The organism is Streptomyces sp. NBC_01433 (assembly GCF_026340105.1).
Taxonomy (GTDB): Bacteria; Actinomycetota; Actinomycetes; order Streptomycetales; family Streptomycetaceae; genus Streptomyces.
In genome coordinates, this window is sequence record NZ_JAPEPM010000001.1 from 136493 (window position 1) to 158491 (window position 21999).

Below are 21999 nucleotides of genomic sequence, written 5' to 3' on the forward strand. Positions count from 1 at the left end.
CGCTTCCCACAGCCCCGGCAAGATCGCCGCGCCCCCGCCGCACGCCTTCCGCACGCACGTGCGCACCGCCTCCCGCACCGCCTCCCGCCCGCCTGGCCGCCCGCCCTCGGCACACGCCGTCACCGGCCGTTGTCAGTGGCGGGGTGCACGATGGGGGACATGGTCGGCTCCGCACTCGATTCGTTCTCGCCCGCGACCCGCAGCTGGTTCGCCGGTGCCTTCAGCGCGCCGACGGCCGCGCAGGAGGGCGCCTGGCGCGCCATCGGTGAAGGCAGCGATGTGCTGGTCGTCGCGCCGACCGGCTCCGGCAAGACCCTCGCCGCGTTTCTGGCCTCACTGGACCGGCTGGCCGCCGTCCCGCCGCCCGCCGAGGCGAAGAAGCGCTGCCGTGTGCTGTACGTGTCACCGCTCAAGGCGCTCGCCGTCGATGTGGAGCGCAATCTCCGCTCACCGCTGACCGGTATCCGCCAGGAATCGGTGCGGCTCGGACTCCCCGAGCCGGAGGTGCGGGTGGGGATCCGGTCCGGCGACACCCCGCCGGCCGAGCGGCGCTCCATGGTGACCAAGCCTCCGGACATCCTGATCACCACACCCGAGTCGCTGTTCCTGATGCTCACCTCCTCGGCCCGGGACGCCCTCGCTGGTGTCGAGACCGTGATCCTCGACGAGGTGCACGCCGTCGCCGGTACGAAGCGCGGTGCCCATCTCGCCGTCTCCCTGGAGCGGCTGGACGAGCTGCTGCCCAGGCCCGCCCGGCGGATCGGTCTGTCCGCGACGGTCCGGCCCGTCGACGAGGTGGCGCGCTTCCTCTCACCGCGTCGGAGGGCGGAGATCGTCCAGCCTCCGTCCACCAAGGAATTCGACCTGTCGGTGGTCGTCCCCGTCGAGGACCTGGGTGAGCTGGGCGGCTCCCCCGCCACCGACGGCGGTGCCGACCAGGCGGAGAAGCCGTCGATCTGGCCGCATGTCGAGGAGCGCATCGCCGATCTCGTCCAGTCGCACCGCTCCACCATCGTCTTCGCCAACTCCCGGCGACTGGCCGAGCGGCTCTGCAACCGGCTCAACGAGATCGCGTACGAGCGCGCGACCGGAGCCGTGTTCGATGAGCACGGCTCCGGTGCGCCCCTCCCGGAGACCCTGCCGGAAGCCCACTCCCCGGCGGAGGTCATGGCCCAGTCCGGCGCGGCGAAGGGTGCCCCCGCGCTGCTCGCCCGCGCGCACCACGGCTCGGTCTCCAAGGAGCAGCGGGCCCAGGTCGAGGAGGACCTCAAGGCGGGACGGCTGCCGGCCGTCGTCGCCACCTCCAGCCTGGAGCTGGGCATCGACATGGGCGCGGTCGATCTGGTGGTCCAGGTCGAGTCGCCCCCGTCCGTCGCCTCCGGGCTGCAGCGGGTGGGCCGGGCCGGGCACCAGGTGGGCGCGGTCTCCACCGGAGTCGTCTTCCCGAAGTACCGCGGCGATCTGGTGCAGGCCGCCGTCGTCACCGAGCGGATGCGCCAAGGCGCCATCGAGGCCCTGCGCGTCCCCGCCAATCCCCTGGACGTGCTCGCCCAGCAGCTGGTCGCCATGGTCGCGCTGGACACCTGGCAGGCCGATGACCTGCTGGCCCTCGTCCGCCGGGCGGCCCCGTTCGCCTCGCTCCCCGAATCGGCGTTCACCGCCGTGCTCGACATGCTCGCCGGACGCTATCCCTCCGATGCCTTCGCGGAGCTCCGGCCGCGGGTGGTGTGGGACCGGGTCGCCGGAACGGTCACCGGCCGCCCCGGCGCACAACGGCTCGCCGTCACCTCAGGCGGCACCATTCCCGACCGCGGGCTCTTCGGTGTCTTCCTCGCCGGGGCGGACCCGAAGAAGGGGGGCGGCCGGGTCGGCGAGCTGGACGAGGAGATGGTGTACGAGTCCCGGGTCGGCGATGTCTTCACGCTGGGCACCACGTCCTGGCGGATCGAGGACATCACCCGCGACCGGGTCCTCGTCTCGCCCGCGCCAGGCGTTCCGGGCCGGCTGCCGTTCTGGAAGGGCGACCAATTGGGCCGCCCGCTGGAGCTCGGCCGTGCGCTGGGCGCGTTCCTCCGGGAGATCGGCGGGCTGTCGGAGGAGGACGCCCGGCTCCGGCTGCTCGCCGCCGGGCTCGACGCCTGGGCCGCGGACAACATCCTGTCGTACCTGGACGAGCAGCGGCGTGCCTGCGGCCATGTCCCGGACGACCGGACGATCCTGGTCGAGCGGTTCCGGGACGAGCTGGGTGACTGGCGGGTCGTGGTGCACTCCCCTTTCGGTGCCCAGGTGCACGCCCCCTGGGCACTGGCCCTGTCCGCCCGGCTGGGTGAGCGGTACGGGATGGACGCCCAGGTCATGCATGCCGACGACGGCATCGTGCTGCGGCTGCCCGACGCCGATCTGATGGGCCTGGATCTACTCGACTTCGATCCCTCCCGGGGCCCGGAGGCGGCGGGCGGCGGTGCCGGGCCGGGCCCGGCACTCCCCGATGGCGCGTTCGACAGTGAGCAGGCCCCGGTCGGCGCGGCCGATGTCGTGTTCGACAAGGGTGAGATCCAGCAGATCGTCACCGATCAGGTGGGCGGCTCGGCACTGTTCGCCTCGCGGTTCCGCGAGTGCGCGGCACGGGCTCTGCTCCTGCCCCGGCGCAGCCCCGGCAAGCGCACCCCGCTCTGGCAGCAGCGCCAGCGCGCATCCCAACTGCTCCAGGTCGCGTCCGAGTTCGGTTCGTTCCCGATCGTTCTCGAAGCGGTCCGCGAATGCCTCCAGGACGTCTTCGACGTTCCCGGACTCACCGAGCTGATGGGCGACCTGGAAGCGCGCCGTATCCGGCTGGTCGAGGTGACCACACCGGAGCCCTCGCCGTTCGCCCGCTCGCTCCTCTTCGGCTATGTCGCGCAGTTCCTTTACGAGGGCGACTCCCCGCTCGCCGAGCGACGGGCCGCCGCGCTCTCCCTCGACTCCCATCTCCTGGCCGAACTGCTCGGCCGGGCAGAGCTGCGCGAACTGCTCGACGCCGATGTGCTGACCGAGCTGGAGCAGGAGCTCCAGTGGCTCACCGAGGACCGGAAGATCAAGGATGTCGAGGGCGTCGCCGACCTCCTCCGCGTCCTCGGCCCGCTCACCGAAGCCGAGTTGGCCGACCGGGGCGCCCAGCCTCAGTGGGCGACCGAGCTGGCATCGGCCCGCCGCGCCATCAAGGTCCGCATCGCCGGCGCCGACCACTGGGCGGCGATCGAGGACGCGGGCCGGTTGCGCGACGCCCTGGGCACCGCCCTTCCCGTCGGCGTCCCCGAGGCGTTCACCGAACCGGTGAAGGACCCTCTGGGCGACCTCCTCGCCCGCTTCGCCCGTACGCACGGCCCGTTCACCTCGACCCGGGCCGCCGAGCGCTTCGGGCTCGGCACCGCCGTCACCGACGGAGCGCTGCAACGGCTGTCCGCGTCGGGCCGGACCGTCCAGGGCGAGTTCCATCCGGCGGGCATCGGACAGGAGTGGTGCGACGCGACCGTTCTACGCCGACTGCGCCGTCGTTCGCTCGCCGCGCTCCGCCACGAGCTGGAGCCGGTGCCCCCGGCCGCACTCGCGTCCTTCCTCCCGCAGTGGCAGCACCTGGGCGGCAACAGCCTGCGCGGAATCGACGGACTGGCCCGCGCCATCGAGCAGTTGCAGGGCGCCCCGGTCCCCGCATCCGCGCTGGAAAAGCTGATCCTGCCGAGCCGGGTCACGGGCTACACCCCCGCGATGCTCGACGAGCTGACGACAACCGGCGAGGTCGTCTGGGCCGGTGCGGGCGCTCTCCCGGGCAAGGACGGCTGGCTCTCCCTCTACCCGGCGGACAGCGCACCCCTGTTGCTGCCGCCACCGCATGCGCTGGAGCAGTCCGCGCTGCACGAATCGGTCCTCGCCACCCTCTCCGGCGGTTACGGCCTCTTCTTCCGGCAGATCGCCGACCAGGTCCGCGCCACCACCCACCCGGACTGCACGGACCCGCAGTTGGCCGACGCCCTCTGGGACCTGGCCTGGTCCGGGCGCCTCACCAACGACACCCTCGCCCCGCTGCGCTCGCTCCTGGGCTCAGGACGCACGGCGGGCTCGACCGCCCACCGGGCCAGACGCAGCGTTCCGCGCGGCCGGTACGGATCACTCACCGCGGCCGCCCGGCCGGCGTCCCGTACGGGCCCGCCCACCGTCTCGGGCCGTTGGTCCCTGCTGCCCCCGGCCGAACCGGAGCCGACCCACCGCGCCCACGCCCTCGCCCGTACCCTGCTCGACCGCCACGGCGTGGTGACCCGTGGAGCGGTGCAGGCAGAAGGCGTCGAGGGCGGCTTTTCCGCGACGTACCGCATCCTCGCCGCCTTCGAGGACAACGGTCAGGCGCGACGCGGCTATGTCGTCGAGGGACTGGGGGCCGCCCAGTTCGCGATGGACGGAGCCGTCGACCGGCTGCGGGCCGCGTCCACCGCCCGTGACCGTACGGACCCGGGAACCGCGCCCCGTTCCCTGGTCCTCGCGGCAGCCGACCCGGCCAATGCCTACGGAGCCGCCCTGCCCTGGCCCGAACCCCCGGACGGGGCGGGCCACAAACCGGGCCGCAAGGCGGGGGCGCTCGTGGTGCTCGTCGACGGTGAGCTGACGCTCTACATGGAGCGGGGCGGCAAGACGCTGCTGGCCTGGCCCTCGGACCCCGACTCCCCCGCACTGAGAGCGGCGGCCGAGGCGCTGGCCTCGGCGGCGCGCGCGGGCGCTCTCGGCACCGTCACGGTGGAGCGCACCAATGGCACCTCCTCCCTCACCTCACCCCTGGGCCGCACCCTGGAAGCCGCCGGATTCCTCGCCACCCCGAGAGGGCTGCGCCTGCGCGCCTGACCCGCCCGGCACAGCTCCCCACCGCCACGACGCCCGCCACCCGCCGCCCGCCGCCCGCCGAAGCCACCCGGCCCTCCCCGCCGCCCGAGCCACGCCCCGGAGCCCCCGCCCCACCACCCGGACGCCCGTGCCAGCCACCCCACGAGTCCCGCCCTCGCCGCCCCGCGTCCGCCATCCGTACCGCGCATCATGGAGGCATGCCTGAAGGAGACACCGTCCTGCAGACCGCCAAGCGTCTGCACACAGCGCTCGCAGGCCGGGCCCTCACCCAGGCCGACCTGCGCGTTCCGAGGTTCGCCACCGCCGACCTCACCGGCCGCACCGTTCTCGACGTCACCGCGCGCGGCAAGCATCTCCTCACCCGTCTCGACGACGGTCTCACCCTCCACAGCCATCTCCGGATGGACGGCGCCTGGCGCGTCTACGCCCCGGACGAGCGCTGGCGCGGCGGCCCCACGCACCAGATCCGCGCCGTCCTGGCCAACACGGAACACACCGCCGTCGGCTACCGGCTCCCCGTGCTCGAACTTCTCCGTACCCGCGACGAGGACAAGGCCGTGGGCCACCTCGGCCCCGACCTGCTGGGCCCCGACTGGAACCCCGACACCGCTCTGGGCAACCTGATCGCCGACCCGGGCCGCCCCATCGACGATGCCCTCCTGGACCAGCGCAACCTGGCCGGTATCGGCAATGTCTACGCGTGCGAGCTCTGCTTCCTGGCCCGAGTCACCCCCTGGACCACCGTGGGCGCGCTTCCGGACACCACCGCGGCCCGGCTGGTGGCCACCGCCAAACGACTCCTCGAAGCCAACCGCGACCGCCCCAACCGCACCACCACCAACTTCAGCACCACCGCGGCCCACACCCGGGCCCACGCCCGTGACCGCCTCTACGTCTACGGCCGGGCGCGACGCCCCTGCCTGCGCTGCGGCACACCCATCCGCGTCGCCGAGCGGAACGGCCGCCCCACCTACTGGTGCCCGCGCTGCCAATCAGGCCCTACCGAGTAGTTGACGCATCGTCAGATCCGGTCGTACGGTCCGGTCATGCCCCTCACCGCGTACGACCTCACCGGCCGGTCCGCGTTCGTGACCGGCGCCGCAAGCGGCATCGGCCGGGCGAGCGCGGTCCTGCTCGCCGAGGCCGGGGCCACGCTTCACTGCGCGGACCGCGACGAGAAGGGCCTGTCGGAGACCTGCGATCTGATCACCGAGTTCGGCGGCTCGGCCCGCGCCCACCTGCTCGACGTAACGGACCGTAGCCAGATCAAGGGCGCCGTGACCGAAGCGGGGGCCATCGACATCCTGGTCGCCGTCGCCGGAATCATGCATACGAGCAGCGTCCTGGAGACGGCCGACGAGGATCTGGACCGCGTCCTGTCGGTCAACTTCAAGGGAGTCCTGTACGCCTGCCAGGAGGTGGCCCGCGGCATGATCGCGCGCTCCGCCCCCGGTTCGCTGATCACCATGGCCTCGGGCGCGGTGGACGCCGCGAGTCCGGGCCTGCTCTGCTACAGCGCCGCGAAGGCGGCTGTCGTCCAGCTGACGAGGACCCTCGCCACGGAGCTCGGCCCGCACTCCATTCGGGTGAACGCCGTCGCTCCCGGCTGGATCCGCACGCCGATGACCGACCGGCACGACGCGGACCAGCAGCATCGGGCAGAGGCCGTGATGGTGCGGATCTCCCCGCTCGGCCGGGTCGGCGAGCCCCAGGACGTCGCTCACACCGTGCTGCATCTCGCGTCGGACGCGTCGTCCTTCATGACCGGTCAGATCCTCCGCCCGAACGGTGGCGTCGCCATGCCCTGGTAGACCACCACGGCCGCCGCCACCGGCCGGACCACGGCCCCCGCCACCGACCGGCCCACCGCCACCACGACCGGCTGGACTGCCACCAGCAGCGCCGCCCCCTAGTCCGGCCGGACTACCACCACCGGCACCGCTCCGAGCTTCGGCGGGCAGTGCCACGTCCTGCGTCGTCCACCCCGTCCGCATCTCCCGGACCGGCAGAACCGGCGCCCTCCGGACAGCCGCTCCCCGGACCGCCACTCCCCGTACCGGCAGGCCCCGTACCAGCAGGCCCCGTACCAGCAGGCCCCGAACGGCCACCGGCCTCACCGGCCCCCTCCCACGACGGCGCATCCGCCGCCCCGGAAAGGGCTCTGCCGGGCCTCGCCACCGCCCCCACATGGACGGGCAGCAGGCTCAGCCCCCATCCGCCCGCCGCCACCGCCCCCTCCACCAGCCCGGCGTGCTCCGGCTCCAGCACCAGCCGGAGCACCGCCCACCACCACAGCCCGCCGAGGACGAACGCCGGCACCCATCGACGCACCATGGCTGCCTCCTCCGGCCGACGCTAGACCGGCTCGCTCACCCGACGGGAGGGCGTACCGGCGCAGTACCGGTGCAGTACCGGCGCGCACGGCACGACCAGGCACAAACCCGCACTCCCCGCGGCAGGCGCACCGCTCGAAAGGGAGCCCCGGTGACCGGGGCGCCTTTCCGGCAGTTTCCCCTGGCACCGGCCCCGCTGCATCCAGAGCAGGCGACCGGAACGACCGGGTGAAGGTGGCGGAACCAGAACACGGACACCCGCACCCCCCACACCCTCCGTACTCGTACCCCGTACCGCGCCAAGGTCCGACTCCCTCACACGCAAAAGCCCCGGTCGACCCCTCCAGGGGGTCGACCGGGGCTCCCGGTCACACCGAACCGCGCAGATCAGGCGGCGACGACATCCACCGCTTCCGCGGGCGCCTTGATGGTCACCCGTCCCGACGGCACACCTGCCACCGACGACACAGAGACGGAATTGAGCCTTGGCCGTACCGGTACAGGTACCGGATCGCCGGCCGCTGCCGACTCGGCCAGCTCGGCCAGGGACAGCTCATCGCTCACTTCACGCATGAGCTCGGACATCCGTACGTCAAGCGCGTCGCAAATCGCGGAGAGCAGTTCGGAGGATGCCTCCTTCTGCCCCCGCTCCACCTCGGAGAGATAACCGAGCGAGACCCGGGCGGACGAGGAGACTTCGCGCAGAGTACGGCCTTGGCGCTGGCGCTGCCGACGCAGCACGTCACCAAGCAGGCGACGGAGCAGAATCATCGGTGGCTCCCTCCTCGGACCGCGTAGCCGCATCCTTCACGCCCTACCGTACCGCCTTGTGCTGCGGCCGTGCGGGGAGCGATGTCGTGTTCACTCAGGGCTGCAAACATCAATTCCCCCCGTTCTGTTCCGTATCCTGTGCCCCCACGTTTTCACCGAGTTCGCCCGAAAGCAGCTCAAGCACGCTCCGCACAGTCTCTCGACGGATGTCCGCGCGATCGCCGTTCAATCGCAGCGCGGTGACTTTCTCGATGCCGAACGGCCCCGAAAGTGCCACGTAGACCATTCCGACGGGCTTGCCGTCCTGCGGCTCAGGACCCGCGACGCCGGTGGTCGACACACCCCAGTCGGCGCCCAGGACCCGCCGCACCCCGGCCGCCATCCCCCGGGCCACATCGGGATCGACCGCGCCGCGCTCCGCCAGAAGGGTCCCGTCGACGCCGAGCACGTCCCTCTTCAGGGGCGTGGCGTAGGCCGTCACGGCCCCTCGGAAGGACTGCGAGGCTCCGGGTACGGAGGTGAGCTCCGCCGCGACGAGACCGCCGGTCAGCGATTCGGCGACAGCAAGCGTCTCACCGCGCTCCACCAGCCGACGCAGTACGCGCGCCGCTACTGTCACCGCTCGGCCTCCGCGCCACCACGCGCATCAGCCGTGGTACGAGCATCCCTCGCCACACCGGAGACATCCGCCACACCGGAGACATCCACCGCACCCGTTCCACCGGAGACGTCCGCAACGTCTGCGGCACCCCCGGCACCCCCGCCATCCGCAACGTCCCCGGCAGCTTCGTCCGCCCCCGCGTCCGCCTCCGCCCCGGCGGCACGCTCGGCAGCGACGCCCTTGCGGCGCAGGACGACGGCCTGGCGTACGTAGTCGAGCCCGGTCACGACCGTCAGCACGACGGCGGCCATCATCACCCAGAAGCGCAAGGTGGCCAGTGGACCGGTCAGCGCCAGGACGTACATGCCGGCCGCGACGCCCTGAGTGAGCGTCTTTATCTTCCCGCCACGACTGGCCGGGATCACCGCGTGCCTGATCACCCAGAACCGCATCAGCGTGATCCCCAGCTCACGGGCGAGAATCACACCGGTGATCCACCACGGAAGATCACCGAGCGAGGAGAGGCAGATCAGCGCCGCGCCCATGATCGCCTTGTCGGCGATCGGGTCGGCGATCTTCCCGAAGTCCGTGACGAGGTTGTACGTACGCGCCAGATGCCCGTCGAACACATCGGTGATCATGGCCACGGCGAACGCCGCCCAGGCGAAGGCCCGCCAGACCGGGTCGTCACCACCGTTGTGCAGGAGCAGCATGACGAAGCCGGGGACGAGCAGCAGCCGCAGCATCGTGAGGATATTGGCGATGTTCCAGAGGCTGGCCTGATTGACGGCCGCAGTGCCCAGCTTGCCGCCGCGGACCGGCTTCGCGCCGGTGCCGCCTGCCGCGGATGCCGGGGCTCCGGTCATCTGGCCACCTCCGCGAGCTCATGGTGTTCGGCCACCAGGTCCACTCCCTCGGTGCCCACCACCTTTGCCTCGACCATACGGCCCGGCACGAGCCCCTCGCGTGTGGTGAAGACCACCTGTCCATCCGTTTCCGGGGCCTGGTGCGCCGCGCGGCCCACCGCGACCGGTCCGTCGTCCTCGGACTCGACGGATTCCACGAGAACCTGGAGGGTCTCGCCGAGCCGCTCCTCGGCCCGCTGCGAGGTCAGCTCCTCGGCCAGCTGCGAGATGTGCGCCAGCCGCTCCGCGATGACATCGGCGTCCAGCTTGTTCTCGTAACCGACCGCTTCGGTGCCCTCCTCGTCGGAGTAGCCGAAGACGCCGATGGCGTCCAGCCGCGCCCCGGTGAGGAAGCGTTCCAGCTCCGCGAGGTCGGCCTCGGTCTCGCCGGGGAAGCCCACGATGAAGTTGGAGCGGGCACCGGCCTGCGGAGCCTTGTTACGGATGGTGTCCAGGAGTTCCAGGAAACGGTCCGTGTCACCGAATCTGCGCATCGCCCTGAGCACACCGGGGGCGGAGTGCTGGAAGGAGAGGTCGAAGTACGGAGCGACCTTCGGCGTCGAGGTGAGGACGTCGATCAGCCCGGGGCGCATCTCGGCGGGCTGGAGGTAGCTGACCCGGATCCGCTCGATCCCCTCGACGTCCGCGAGCTCCGGCAGCAGCGTCTCCAGGAGGCGGATGTCGCCGAGGTCCTTGCCGTACGAGGTGTTGTTCTCGGAGACCAGCATGACCTCCTTGACACCCTGCTCGGCCAGCCAGCGGGTCTCCCCCAGGACGTCCGAGGGCCGCCGTGAGATGAAGGAGCCGCGGAAGGACGGGATGGCGCAGAAGGAGCAGCGGCGGTCGCAGCCGGAGGCGAGCTTCACCGAGGCGACCGGACTGGTGCCCAGTCGCCGCCGCAGGGGTGCCCGCGGACCGGAAACCGGGGCGACGCCGTCCGGAAGGTCCTCGGGGGCGGGAGCGGCCTCCTGCGCGTGGCCCGGCAGGGCGACCGCGGCGTCCTGCCGCTCGGCGGGGCTGATCGGCAGGAGCTTGCGCCGGTCGCGCGGGGTGTGCGAGGCGTGGATGCCACCGTTGAGGATGGTCTGGAGCCGGTCGGAGATATCGGCGTAGTCGTCGAATCCGAGGACTCCGTCCGCCTCCGGCAGGGCCTCGGCGAGATCCTTGCCGTAGCGCTCGGCCATGCAGCCGACGGCGACCACGGCCTGGGTTTTGCCGTGATCCTTCAGATCGTTGGCTTCGAGCAGGGCGTCGACGGAGTCCTTCTTGGCGGCTTCGACGAACCCGCAGGTGTTGACGACGGCGACATCGGCGTCGGAGGCGTCCTCGACGAGCTCCCAGCCGTCCGCTGCCAAGCGGCCTGCAAGCTCCTCCGAGTCCACCTCGTTACGGGCGCAGCCGAGAGTGACAAGGGCGACGGTACGGCGTTCGGGCATGGACTCAAGACTACTTCGTCGCGGCACGCACCCTGCCGTGCAGGGTTACCTGCTACAGGGAGTAACACAGAATGGGCGCCCGGCACGTGTGCCGGGCGCCCATCCAAGCGGATCGAGAACCGAAAAGCGGTGAAGCGGATCGAGAAGTGGAAAGGCCGAGAAACCCACGACACCGCGGAGCCCGAGGAGCCCGAAGGCCCCAGGGGCACCGAGGTACCGGGCCGACGGTCAGCCGACTTCCGGATCACCCTTCGTGTACGAGAGCCGCTCGACCTGACCCGGCTCGAACTGATCCTCGACCTTCTTGCCGTTCACGAAGAGCTCGATCGCCCCGGCGTCGCCGAGGACGAGGTCGATGCGCTCCTTGTCCTGGAAGGTCTTGGACTCGTCCTGGAGCAGCAGGCCGTCGAAGAGCAGGCGGCCGTTGTGGTCCTTGGCCGAGATCCAGCTCTTGCCCTGGGTGGCGCTGAGCTTGACCGTCACCTTGTCCCGGGGGGCCGCCGCGATGGCACTTTCGGAGGGCACGGGCTTGGGGTCGGCCGGCTTGCTGGCGGCCGGTTTGGCGGTGGCCTTGTCGGGGGTCGAGCCCTCCGCCACCTGAGCGGTGTTCGAAGGCTCGTCGTCGCCGTTGAAGAGCGTGAAGCCGACGAAGCCGACCACGGCGACGATGGCCGCGACCATGGCCGCGGTCCAGTTGGGCCGTCGGGGTTCGGAACGGATGCGTTCCGCCTCGAACAGCGGTGCCGCCGGGGTGGGCGCAGGACGGCCGCCATGTTCGGCGTCGTACTGCTCGACCAGGGGTTCCGGGTCGATACCGACGGCACGGGCGAGCGTACGGATGTGGCCGCGCGCATACACGTCGCCGCCACAGCGCGAGAAGTCGTCCTCCTCGATCGCGTGCACGATGGGGATGCGCACCCGGGTGGAGCTGCTGACTTCCTCGACCGTCAGACCTGCGGCGATACGAGCCTGCTGAAGCACGCGACCGATCGAAGGCCGGTCGTCTTCGGGGGAGTTGCCGATGGACACGGGGGCGCCTTTCGAGCGTGAGCCACCTGCTGGATGTTCAGTCTAGGGGGGGTACGAAAGGGTGGGGCAACCGGGAGCGACGACTTTGTACGCCATCGGGTTCGCCGGACAGCCCCACCGAAAGCTCCGCGAACGGAGCGGGGGGCGGAGCACGGAACTGATCATTCGACTGAGCAACGGGCGAAGCGGAGGATTGAGCGACGGGGGAAGCGGAGGATCGGGCTGAACCAGCGGAAAACGCTGTAGAAGAAGCATCCGCTGTCCCTCCCTCAACTTGACGTACGACCGGCCGAAACGGTTGCCCACAGAACCTCTACGGAGCAGTTTCCCCCCGGATTACCGCCAACACCCCGTCGAGCTCATCCGGTTTCACCATCACATCGCGCGCCTTGGACCCCTCACTGGGCCCGACGATGTTGCGGGACTCCATCAGGTCCATAAGCCGGCCGGCCTTGGCGAAGCCGACCCGAAGCTTCCGCTGGAGCATCGAGGTCGACCCGAATTGCGTGGAGACGACCAGCTCAGCTGCCTGGCAGAGCAGATCCAGGTCGTCGCCGATGTCCTCGTCGATCTCCTTCTTCTGCTTCGTTCCGACCACGACGTCCTCGCGGAAGACCGGGGCCATCTGATCCTTGCAGTGCTGGACGACGGCCGCGACCTCGTCCTCGGTGACGAAGGCGCCCTGCATACGCGTGGGCTTGTTCGCCCCCATCGGCAGGAACAGCCCGTCACCCTTCCCGATGAGCTTTTCGGCACCCGGCTGATCGAGGATGACGCGGCTGTCGGCGAGGGAGGAGGTCGCGAAGGCCAGCCGCGAGGGCACATTGGCCTTGATCAGACCGGTCACCACGTCGACCGAGGGCCGCTGGGTGGCGAGCACCAGATGGATACCGGCGGCGCGGGCCAACTGGGTGATGCGGACGATCGAGTCCTCGACGTCACGCGGAGCGACCATCATGAGGTCGGCGAGCTCGTCGACGATGACCAGCAGGTACGGGTACGGCGACAGCTCCCGCTCACTGCCCTCGGGCGCCTTGGCCTTGCCGTTGCGCACGGCGTGGTTGAAGTCGTCGATGTGCCGGTACCCGTACGCGGCGAGGTCGTCGTAGCGCAGGTCCATCTCCCGTACGACCCACTGAAGGGCCTCGGCGGCCTTCTTCGGGTTGGTGATGATGGGCGTGATCAGGTGCGGGATGCCCTCGTACGCCGTGAGCTCGACCCGCTTGGGGTCGACCAGGACCATCCGGACGTCGTCCGGTGTCGCCCGCACCATGACCGAGGTGATCAGGCAGTTGATGCAGGAGGACTTGCCGGATCCGGTCGCACCGGCCACCAGGACGTGCGGCATTTTCGCGAGGTTGGCCATCTCGTAGCCGCCCTCGACGTTCTTGCCGAGCGCCACGAGCATCGGGTGGTCGTCCTCCGCCGCGTCCGCGAGACGCAGTACGTCACCGAGGTTGACCATCTCGCGGTCGGAGTTCGGGATCTCGATGCCGACCGCGGACTTGCCGGGGATCGGGGAGATGATCCGGACGTCCGGGCTGGCGACGGCGTACGCGATGTTCTTGGTCAGGGCGGTGATCCGCTCGACCTTCACGGCCGGGCCGAGCTCGACCTCGTACCGCGTGACCGTCGGGCCGCGGGTGAAGCCGGTGACGGCCGCGTCGACCTTGAACTCCGTGAACACGTTCGTCAGCGAGGCGACGACCACGTCATTGGCGGCGCTGCGGGTCTTTCCGGGCCCGCCCCGCTCCAGCAGGTCGAGCGAGGGCAGCGCATACGTGATGTCCCCGGAGAGCTGGAGCTGCTCGGCGCGGGCGGGCAACGGCTGGGAGTGCTCCGGGGCCGGCTTCGTCAGATCGGGTACGCCGCCGGAGGGCGACCCCGTCCTCCCGGTGCCCCGGCCCTTCGCCCCGGCACCGCTCTTCTCCGCCTCCCGGGCTCCGGGTACGGGCGTCCCCGCCCGGTCCCGGTCCGCGGAGACGCCCTGGGTCAGGTCGGCGACGATCGGCGAGGGCGGCATTCCGTTGAGCACCGCTCCGTCGAGCGCCGCGGCGGCGGCCGCCGCGACATCCACGGCGTCCATGGGCCGGTTCATCGCGGGCTGTACGGACTGCCTGCGCGGCCTCCTGCGCCTGGAGAGCGCTTCCGACTCGACGTGGTCCGGGTCGTACTCCCCGTCCGCCTCCGAACGGCGCGCGGAGCCGCGGCGCGAGCGGTCGGGGAGCGCTTCGCGCCACTGCTCGTCGTAGCGGTCGTCGTCGACGGCGTCGTCCGCGCCGGGCTCGTACACCGGGTCGACGATGCCCAGCTTGACGCCGAGCATCCGCAGCCGCTGGGGAATGGCGTTGACGGGGGTGGCCGTGACCACGAGAAGCCCGAAGACGGTGAGCAGCAGCAGAAGCGGTACGGCGAGGACCTCGCCCATCGTGAAGATGAGCGGTTTGGAGGCGGCCCAGCCGATCAGACCGCCCGCGTCCTGCATCGCCTCGGTGCCGTCCTCGCGCCCCGGGGCTCCACAGGCGATGTGGACCTGTCCGAGGATGCCGATGACGAGGGCGGAGAGCCCGATGACGATCCGGCCGTTCGCCTCCGGCTTCTCCGGATAGAGGATCAGCCGTACGGCGATGGCGCCCAGCAGTATCGGGACGAGCAGATCCAGCCGGCCGAACGCTCCGGTCACCAGCATCTCGACGAGATCGCCCACCGGTCCGCGCAGATTCGACCAGGTGCCCGCGGCCACGATCAGCGCCAGGCCGAGGAGGAGGAGCGCGAGGCCGTCCTTGCGGTGTGCGGGGTCGAGGCCCTTCGCACCACGCCCTATCGAGCGGAACAGTGCGCCGACGCCGTGCGCGGCACCGAGCCACACGGTGCGCACGAGCCACACCACACCGCCGGTGGGGGACGGGGCAGGCTTGGGCACGGGCTTCTTGGCCGCCGACTTCTTGGCGGGAGCCTTCTTCGTGGGCGCGGACTTCTTCGCCGGGGGCTTGTTCGGCACGGACTTCTTGGCGGGCGCGGCTTTCTTCGCCGGCCCCGCGGTACGGCCGACGCGCTTCGCGGTGCCCGCCGTGCCCTGGGAACCCTTGCCGGACGTACGTGAGGCCATGGGTCCGAGGTTACCGTTGTCGACGCCAGTGAACACGCGTGCCTACAGGTTCACCCGACCGTGTCGCCCTACCGGGGCCGGAAGCTGACGCGCACTCACGCCGTAGGCGCCGCAGGACAGCCCGGAAGCACCAGGTGCCCCGGAAGAGAAGCCGCGGATGCCCCGGCAGATTCCCCACGAGGGCCGCCGCCCGCCCCGGTTCCCCGGGCGCCGGCGTCCCTGCGCCCGGCCGGTGCGACTAGTGCTGCGCGGGCAGGACACCGGCGTTGCCGCTCGTGCCCGGCTCCAGCGCGTCGAGCGCGCGACGCAGCCCGGTGAGCTTGCGTTCGAGATGGGCGGCGGTCGCCACGGCACCGGCATCCGCGGACTCGTCGTCGAGCTGCTTGGAGAGGGCTTCCGCCTGCTCCTCCACCGCCGCGAGCCGCGCGGAGAGTTCGGCCAGCAGGCCGGCCGGCTCCCTCTCGTGCTGCCCGCCCGAGTGGCCGCCGCCTTCGAGCTGGAGCCGCAGCAACGCGGCCTGCTCACGGAGCTGACAGTTCTTCATGTACAGCTCGACGAAGACCGAGACCTTGGCGCGCAGAACCCACGGGTCGAACGGCTTGGAGATGTAGTCCACCGCACCGGCCGCATAGCCCCGGAAGGTGTGATGGGGACCGTGGTTGATCGCGGTGAGGAAGATGATCGGGATGTCCCGGGTCCGCTCCCGACGCTTGATGTGCGCGGCGGTTTCGAAACCGTCCATGCCTGGCATCTGGACGTCCAGCAGAATGACCGCGAAGTCGTCCGTCAGCAGCGCTTTGAGCGCTTCCTCCCCTGACGATGCCCGTACCAGTGTCTGATCGAGCGCAGAGAGGATGGCCTCCAGCGCCAGCAGATTCTCCGGCCGGTCATCGACCAGGAGGATCTTGGCCTTCTGCACCATGGCCCGTCCTCCTCGCCCCGGAATCGCACCGGGTGCCGCCCCAGGGGACGACTCCCTTACGCCGTCCGTCCTTGTGCCGGTCATGGTAGCCGCACCCCGCCCGTCACCACACCCTGTCACCGCGATGTCACTGTGCACGTAGCCCAAACGCGGTGGGAGACCAGAAAGTTCCCCGGAAATCCCGCGCTCACACCCGTTCGGCCACAGTCGGTCAGCAATTCACTGCGATTCACCCAATCCTCGATCACTCTCCGTGCATCCATTGCTCCATGACCGCAAGAAGATGATCAGGGTCGACCGGCTTGGTGACATAGTCGGAAGCCCCGCAGTCGATGGCCTTCTCGCGGTCACCCTTCATCGCCTTCGCGGTGAGCGCGACGATCGGCAGCCCGGCGAACTGCGGCATCCGGCGGATCGCCGTCGTCGTCGCGTAGCCGTCCATCTCCGGCATCATGATGTCCATCAGTACGACCGTCACATCATCATGCTGCTCCAGGACTTCGATGCCCTCGCGGCCGTTCTCCGCGTACAGAACCGAGAGGCCGTGCTGCTCCAGCACGCTGGTGAGCGCGAAGACATTGCGGATGTCGTCATCGACGATCAGCACCTTCTCGCCCCGGAACCGGAATGTCCGCCGGACCTCAGGCTCCTCCTGCGCTCCCTGCACCCACTCCTCCTGCGCGCCGCCCCCGACGCCGCCCGCACCTCCGCGGGCAGGCGTACCGGCCGGCAACGCGGGCTGTCGCGCCGCATCCCCCAGCGCCTTGCGGCGCCGCCGGAACATCCCCGCCGAGTTGGCCGGATCGCCAAGCGGAGCCTGCCCGGCCCGCTGGACGGCCTCCGCGTGCAGGGCGTGCTCGGCCGCCATGCCGTGGACCTCGATGGGGCCGGGGCCCAACTGCGGGTAGCCCTGCGGCGGCAGCTCGCTGGCGTGCAGCGGCAGATACAGCGTGAACGTCGAGCCCCGTCCGGGCTCGCTCGCCGCATGGATCTCGCCGCCGAGCAGCCGGGCGATCTCGCGGCTGATGGAGAGGCCCAGGCCCGTACCGCCGTACTTGCGGCTGGTCGTCCCGTCCGCCTGCTTGAACGCCTCGAAGATCACCAGCATCTTGCTGGACGCGATGCCGATACCGGTGTCCGTGACCGAGAAGGCGATCAGATCGGCATCCGCGTCACGCAGCGATCCCGCCTCCAGCAGATGCTCCCTGATCGCGTTCGGCACATCGGCACCGGCCGGCCGGATCACCAGCTCCACCGCGCCGCTGTCGGTGAACTTCACCGCGTTGGACAGCAGGTTGCGCAGCACCTGGAGCAGTCGCTGCTCGTCCGTGTGCAGCGTGGCGGGCAGCTCCGGGGACACCCGTACGGAGAAGTCGAGCCCCTTCTCCGCCGTGAGCGGCCGGAACGTCGCCTCCACGTAGTCGACCAGCTGGACCAGCGCGATCCTGGTCGGGCTGACGTCCATCTTGCCCGCCTCGACCTTCGACAGGTCGAGGATGTCGTTGATCAGCTGGAGCAGATCGGAACCGGCCCCATGGATCGTCTCGGCGAACTCCACCTGCTTGGGCGAGAGGTTGCCCTCGGCGTTGTCCGCGAGCAACTTGGCGAGGATCAGCAGCGAGTTGAGCGGCGTACGCAGCTCGTGCGACATGTTCGCCAGGAACTCGGACTTGTAGCGCATCGACACGGCGAGCTGCTCGGCGCGCTCCTCCAGGACCTGCCGGGCCTCCTCGATCTCGGTGTTCTTCACCTCGATGTCCCGGTTCTGCTGGGCCAGCAGTTCGGCCTTCTCCTCCAGTTCGGCGTTGGACGCCTGGAGCGCCTTCTGCCGGTTCTCCAACTCCTGTGAGCGGTCACGAAGTTGTTCGGTCAGCTCCTGGGACTGTTCGAGGAGCTTCTCGGTCTTCGTGTTGACGCTGATCGTGTTGACACTCGTCGCGATCATTTCGGCGAGCTGATTGAGGAAGTCCCGCTGAATGTGCGTGAACGGCTGGAACGAGGCCAGTTCGATCACGCCGAGAACCTTGCCCTCGAAGAGCACCGGCAGCACGATCACATGCGCGGGCGGCGCCTCACCGAGCCCGGAGGAGATCTTCAGATAACCCGGCGGCACGTTGTCCACCTGGATGGTCCGCTTCTCCTCGGCCGCCGTACCGATCAGCGTCTCGCCGGGGCGGAAGGAGGTCGGCATCGAGCCCGCCGAGTAGCCGTAACTGCCGCGCATGCGCAGCACGTACGAGGGGTCCTCACCCCTGTCCGAGCCGACCTCTCCCGTATCGCCCGGCACCATGGCCAGGAAGAACGCGCCGTGCTGCGCGGAGACGACCGGGGTCAGCTCGCTCATGATCAGCGAAGCGACATCGTCCAGATCGCGACGGCCCTGCATCAGACCGGAGATCCGGGCGAGGTTGCCCTTGAGCCAGTCCTGCTCCTTGTTGGCGAGAGTGGTGTCCCGCAGGTTGGCGATCATCGTGTTGACGTTGTCCTGCAGCACCTGGATCTCGCCGGCCGCGTCCACATCGATCTTGAGATTCAGATCGCCGCGGGTCACCGCGGTGGCGACGGCCGCGATGGCGCGCACCTGACGGGTCAGGTTCCCGGCCATCTCGTTCACCGACTCGGTGAGGTCGCGCCAGGTGCCGTCGACGTCCCGGACGCGGGCCTGACCGCCCAACTGCCCCTCCGTGCCCACCTCACGGGCCACCCGGGTCACCTGCTCGGCGAACGACGACAGCTGATCGACCATCGTGTTGATGGTGTTCTTCAGCTCCAGAATCTCACCGCGGGCGTCGATGTCGATCTTCTTGGTGAGATCGCCCTTGGCGATCGCCGTGGTGACCGTGGCGATCTGGCGCACCTGGCCGGTCAGGTTGGAGGCCATCGAGTTCACGGACTCGGTGAGGTCCTTCCAGGTACCGGCGACTCCCGGCACCCTGGCCTGTCCGCCCAGCTCGCCCTCGGTACCCACCTCGCGGGCGACTCGCGTCACCTCGTCCGCGAACGAGGACAGTGTCGTCACCATCGTGTTGACGGTGTCGGCGAGTTCGGCGACCTCACCGCGCGCCTCGACGGTGACCTTCTTCGTCAGATCGCCGTTGGCGACCGCGGACGAGACCCGGGAGATGTTGCGCACCTGACTGGTGAGGTTGCTGGCCATCAGGTTGACGTTGTCGCTGAGGTCCTTCCAGATGCCGGTCGCGCCGCGCACCCTGGCCTGACCGCCGAGGATGCCCTCGGTACCCACCTCGCGGGCGACCCGCGTCACCTCGTCGGCGAAGTTCAGCAGCTGGTCGACCATCGTGTTGACCGTCGTCACCAGTTCGAGCATCTCGCCCTTGGCGTCAACGGTGATCTTCTTGGAGAGATCACCCTTGGCGACCGCGGTGGTGACCTCGGCGATATTGCGGACCTGCAGGGTCAGGTTGTTCGCCATGCCGTTGACGGACTGGGTGAGGTCCTTCCACGTACCGGACACCCCCTGTACCTCGGCCTGACCGCCGAGGATGCCTTCCGTACCCACCTCACGGGCGACCCGGGTCACCTGCTCGGCGAAGTTGGAAAGCTGGTCGACCATGGTGTTGAGGGTGTTCTTCAGCTCCAGGATCTCGCCCCGGGCGTCCACGTCGATCTTCTGCGACAGGTCACCCCGCGCCACCGCCGTGGCGACCTGCGCGATGTTACGTACCTGAGCGGTGAGGTTCCCCGCCATGCCGTTCACCGAGTCGGTCAGATCACGCCACACCCCGGCCACACCGGGCACCTGTGCCTGGCCGCCGAGCCGCCCGTCCGTGCCCACCTCGCGGGCCACCCTGGTCACCTGATCGGCGAAGGCGGACAGCTGGTCGACCATCGTATTGATGGTGTTCTTCAGCTCCAGGATCTCGCCCCGGGCATCCACGTCGATCTTCTGCGACAGGTCACCCCGCGCCACGGCCGTGGTCACCTGGGCGATCTGGCGGACCTGTGACGTCAGGTTTCCCGCCATGAAGTTGACGGAGTCGGTGAGTTCCTTCCAGGTCCCCAGCACGCCGTCGACCCGCGCCTGGCCGCCGAGACGGCCCTCCGTGCCCACGTCCCGCGCCATCCGCGTCACCTGGTCGGCGAAGGACGACAGCTGCGCCACCATCGTATTGACGGTGTTCTTCAGCTCCAGCATCTCGCCCGCGACATCGACGGTGACCTTCTGCGACAGGTCGCCGTTGGCGACCGCCGTCGTCACCTGCGCGATGTCCCGCACCTGACCGGTCAGGTTCCGGAACGCCGTGTTGACGGAGTCGGTCAGGTCCTTCCACGTCCCCGCGGCCCCCGGCACCTCGGCCTGACCGCCGAGCCGGCCCTCGACACCGACCTCCCGGGCTACCCGGGTCACCTCCGAACCGAACGACTGAAGCTGGTCCACCATCGTGTTGACGGTGTTCTTCAGCTCCAGCATCTCGCCGGCCACGTTGACGGTGACCTTCTGCGTCATGTCCCCGCTGGCCACCGCGGTGGTCACCTGGGCGATGTCGCGCACCTGGGTCGTCAGGTTCCGGAAGACCGTGTTCACCGAGTCGGTGAGGTCCTTCCACGTCCCCGCCGCCCCCGGCACCTGGGCCTGACCGCCCAGCAGACCTTCGCCACCGACCTCGCTGGCCACACGCGTCACTTCGTCCGCGAACGTCCGCAGCGTCTCGGTCATCTGGTTGATCGTCTCGGCGAGCTGGGCGACCTCGCCACGCGCGCTCACCGTGACCTTCTGCGACAGGTCGCCATTGGCGACCGCCGTCGTCACCTCCGCGATGCCACGCACCTGGGAGGTGAGGTTGCCCGCCATCGTGTTGACGGAGTCGGTCAGGTCCTTCCACACCCCGGCCACACCGGGCACCGTCGCCTGGCCGCCCAGTTCACCCTCGGTACCCACCTCACGCGCGACACGGGTCACCTCGGAGGAGAACGAGGACAGCTGGTCGACCATCGTATTGACGGTGTTCTTCAGCTGGAGCATCTCACCGGCCACATGGACGGTGACCTTCCGTGACAGATCCCCCTTGGCGACCGCCGTCGTCACCAGCGCGATGTCCCGCACCTGCGCCGTCAGCCGGTACGCCATGGTGTTGACGGAGTCCGTGAGGTCCTTCCACGACCCGGACATGCCGCGCACCTGGGCCTGCCCGCCCAACTTGCCCTCGGTCCCCACCTCGACCGCGACCCGCGTCACCTGCTCGGTGAACGCCGACAGCTGGTCGACCAGGTTGTTGACCGTACGGGCGACCTTCAGGAACTCGCCGCGCAGCGGCCGTACCGTCTCGTCCGCCGTGTGCGAGCGCAGCTCCATCCGCTGCTCAAGATCACCGTCGGCGACCGCCGAGAGCACCCGGCCGACCTCGGACACCGGTCGCGCGAGATCATCGACCAGCTCGTTGGAGGCATCGATCGCGGCCGCCCAGGAACCTTCGCAGGCCCCCGTCTCCAGCCGTTCCGTGAGTTTTCCCTCACGTCCCACCACACGCCGCACGCGGGCCAGCTCACCGGTGAGATGAAGATTGCGGTCGGCGACCTCGTTGAAGACCGCCGCGATCTCCGTCATCACGCCGTCGCCCGAGACGGTCAGCCGCCTGCGGAAATTGCCGTCCCGCATCGCCACGAGGGCCGCGAGCAGTCTGTTCAGAGCCGCCGCGTCCACATCGATGGCCCCATTGCGCTGTTTTTTCACGGACTGTCCGCCTTTTGTGCGCGTTCCTGAACCCCGCGCCGCCACGCCAGACTCCACCGTGTCCCTCCCGCAGGGTTTGACCGTATCGCTCGGGCTTATCCGGAAGCTTGCCCAGTTCCACTTTGGCTCACGTCCACAGCACACCGTTGACGGGTGACCATGCGGACGTCAAATCGTTGAAACGTACCAGGCCGGAACCGGTCGGGGTGGAACCTCCAGTGGTTGCAGCACATCCCTCCCTTGGGAGCCCATGGTTGTGCGCCCGCGCGGAACCGCCGGGGTATCCGGTCCCGAAGTCGGCCCTCGTGTACCCGCGACAGTGAACGAGCGTC

General features: G+C 69.9%; 11 protein-coding genes. 3 read left to right on the forward strand and 8 right to left on the reverse strand.

What is annotated here, in order from left to right; genetic code table 11:
- The first annotated feature begins 159 nt into the window (after window positions 1-159).
- The 3 genes from OG413_RS00580 to OG413_RS00590 all read left to right on the forward strand — a co-directional run bounded on the left by OG413_RS00580 (window position 160) and on the right by OG413_RS00590 (window position 6680).
- Complete coding sequence (locus OG413_RS00580; protein WP_266802282.1) at window positions 160-4869, forward strand: DEAD/DEAH box helicase; 4710 nt, start codon at window positions 160-162, stop codon at window positions 4867-4869.
- 197 nt (window positions 4870-5066) lie between these two features.
- Window positions 5067-5879 carry an Fpg/Nei family DNA glycosylase gene (locus OG413_RS00585; protein WP_266802284.1) on the forward strand — a complete coding sequence of 271 codons (813 nt, stop codon included), beginning with the start codon at window positions 5067-5069 and terminating at the stop codon, window positions 5877-5879.
- 36 nt (window positions 5880-5915) lie between these two features.
- Complete coding sequence (locus OG413_RS00590) at window positions 5916-6680, forward strand: SDR family NAD(P)-dependent oxidoreductase (protein ID WP_266802286.1); 765 nt, start codon at window positions 5916-5918, stop codon at window positions 6678-6680.
- Window positions 6681-7589: 909 nt separating this feature from the next.
- Here the strand turns inward: OG413_RS00590 and OG413_RS00595 are convergent.
- The 8 genes from OG413_RS00595 to OG413_RS00630 form a co-directional block, all read right to left on the reverse strand.
- Window positions 7590-7973: a helix-turn-helix domain-containing protein gene (locus OG413_RS00595; protein WP_266802288.1), complete on the reverse strand. Its 384-nt coding sequence runs from the start codon at window positions 7971-7973 to the stop codon at window positions 7590-7592.
- Window positions 7974-8082: 109 nt separating this feature from the next.
- A complete protein-coding gene (locus tag OG413_RS00600) occupies window positions 8083-8592 on the reverse strand; it encodes a CinA family protein (RefSeq protein WP_266802290.1) in 510 nt (169 codons plus the stop codon).
- Window positions 8589-9440 carry a CDP-diacylglycerol--glycerol-3-phosphate 3-phosphatidyltransferase gene (pgsA, locus tag OG413_RS00605; RefSeq protein WP_266802292.1) on the reverse strand — a complete coding sequence of 284 codons (852 nt, stop codon included), beginning with the start codon at window positions 9438-9440 and terminating at the stop codon, window positions 8589-8591. The genes OG413_RS00600 and pgsA overlap by 4 nt, the downstream gene beginning before the upstream one ends.
- The gene (rimO, locus tag OG413_RS00610; protein ID WP_266802294.1) at window positions 9437-10915 is read right to left on the reverse strand and encodes a 30S ribosomal protein S12 methylthiotransferase RimO; all 1479 of its coding nucleotides are present in this window, start codon (window positions 10913-10915) and stop codon (window positions 9437-9439) included. Before rimO ends, pgsA begins: the two co-directional genes overlap by 4 nt.
- A 228-nt stretch (window positions 10916-11143) precedes the next feature.
- Complete coding sequence (locus tag OG413_RS00615) at window positions 11144-11944, reverse strand: helix-turn-helix domain-containing protein (protein WP_266802296.1); 801 nt, start codon at window positions 11942-11944, stop codon at window positions 11144-11146.
- A gap of 313 nt (window positions 11945-12257) precedes the next feature.
- Window positions 12258-15053 carry a DNA translocase FtsK gene (locus tag OG413_RS00620; RefSeq protein WP_266802298.1) on the reverse strand — a complete coding sequence of 932 codons (2796 nt, stop codon included), beginning with the start codon at window positions 15051-15053 and terminating at the stop codon, window positions 12258-12260.
- Between the two features lie 238 nt (window positions 15054-15291).
- Entirely contained in the window at window positions 15292-15975 is a 684-nt protein-coding gene (locus OG413_RS00625; RefSeq protein ID WP_266802300.1) for a two-component system response regulator, read from the reverse strand.
- Between the two features lie 244 nt (window positions 15976-16219).
- A complete protein-coding gene (locus OG413_RS00630; RefSeq protein ID WP_266802302.1) occupies window positions 16220-21667 on the reverse strand; it encodes a HAMP domain-containing protein in 5448 nt (1815 codons plus the stop codon).
- Between the last annotated feature and the right edge of the window lie 332 nt (window positions 21668-21999).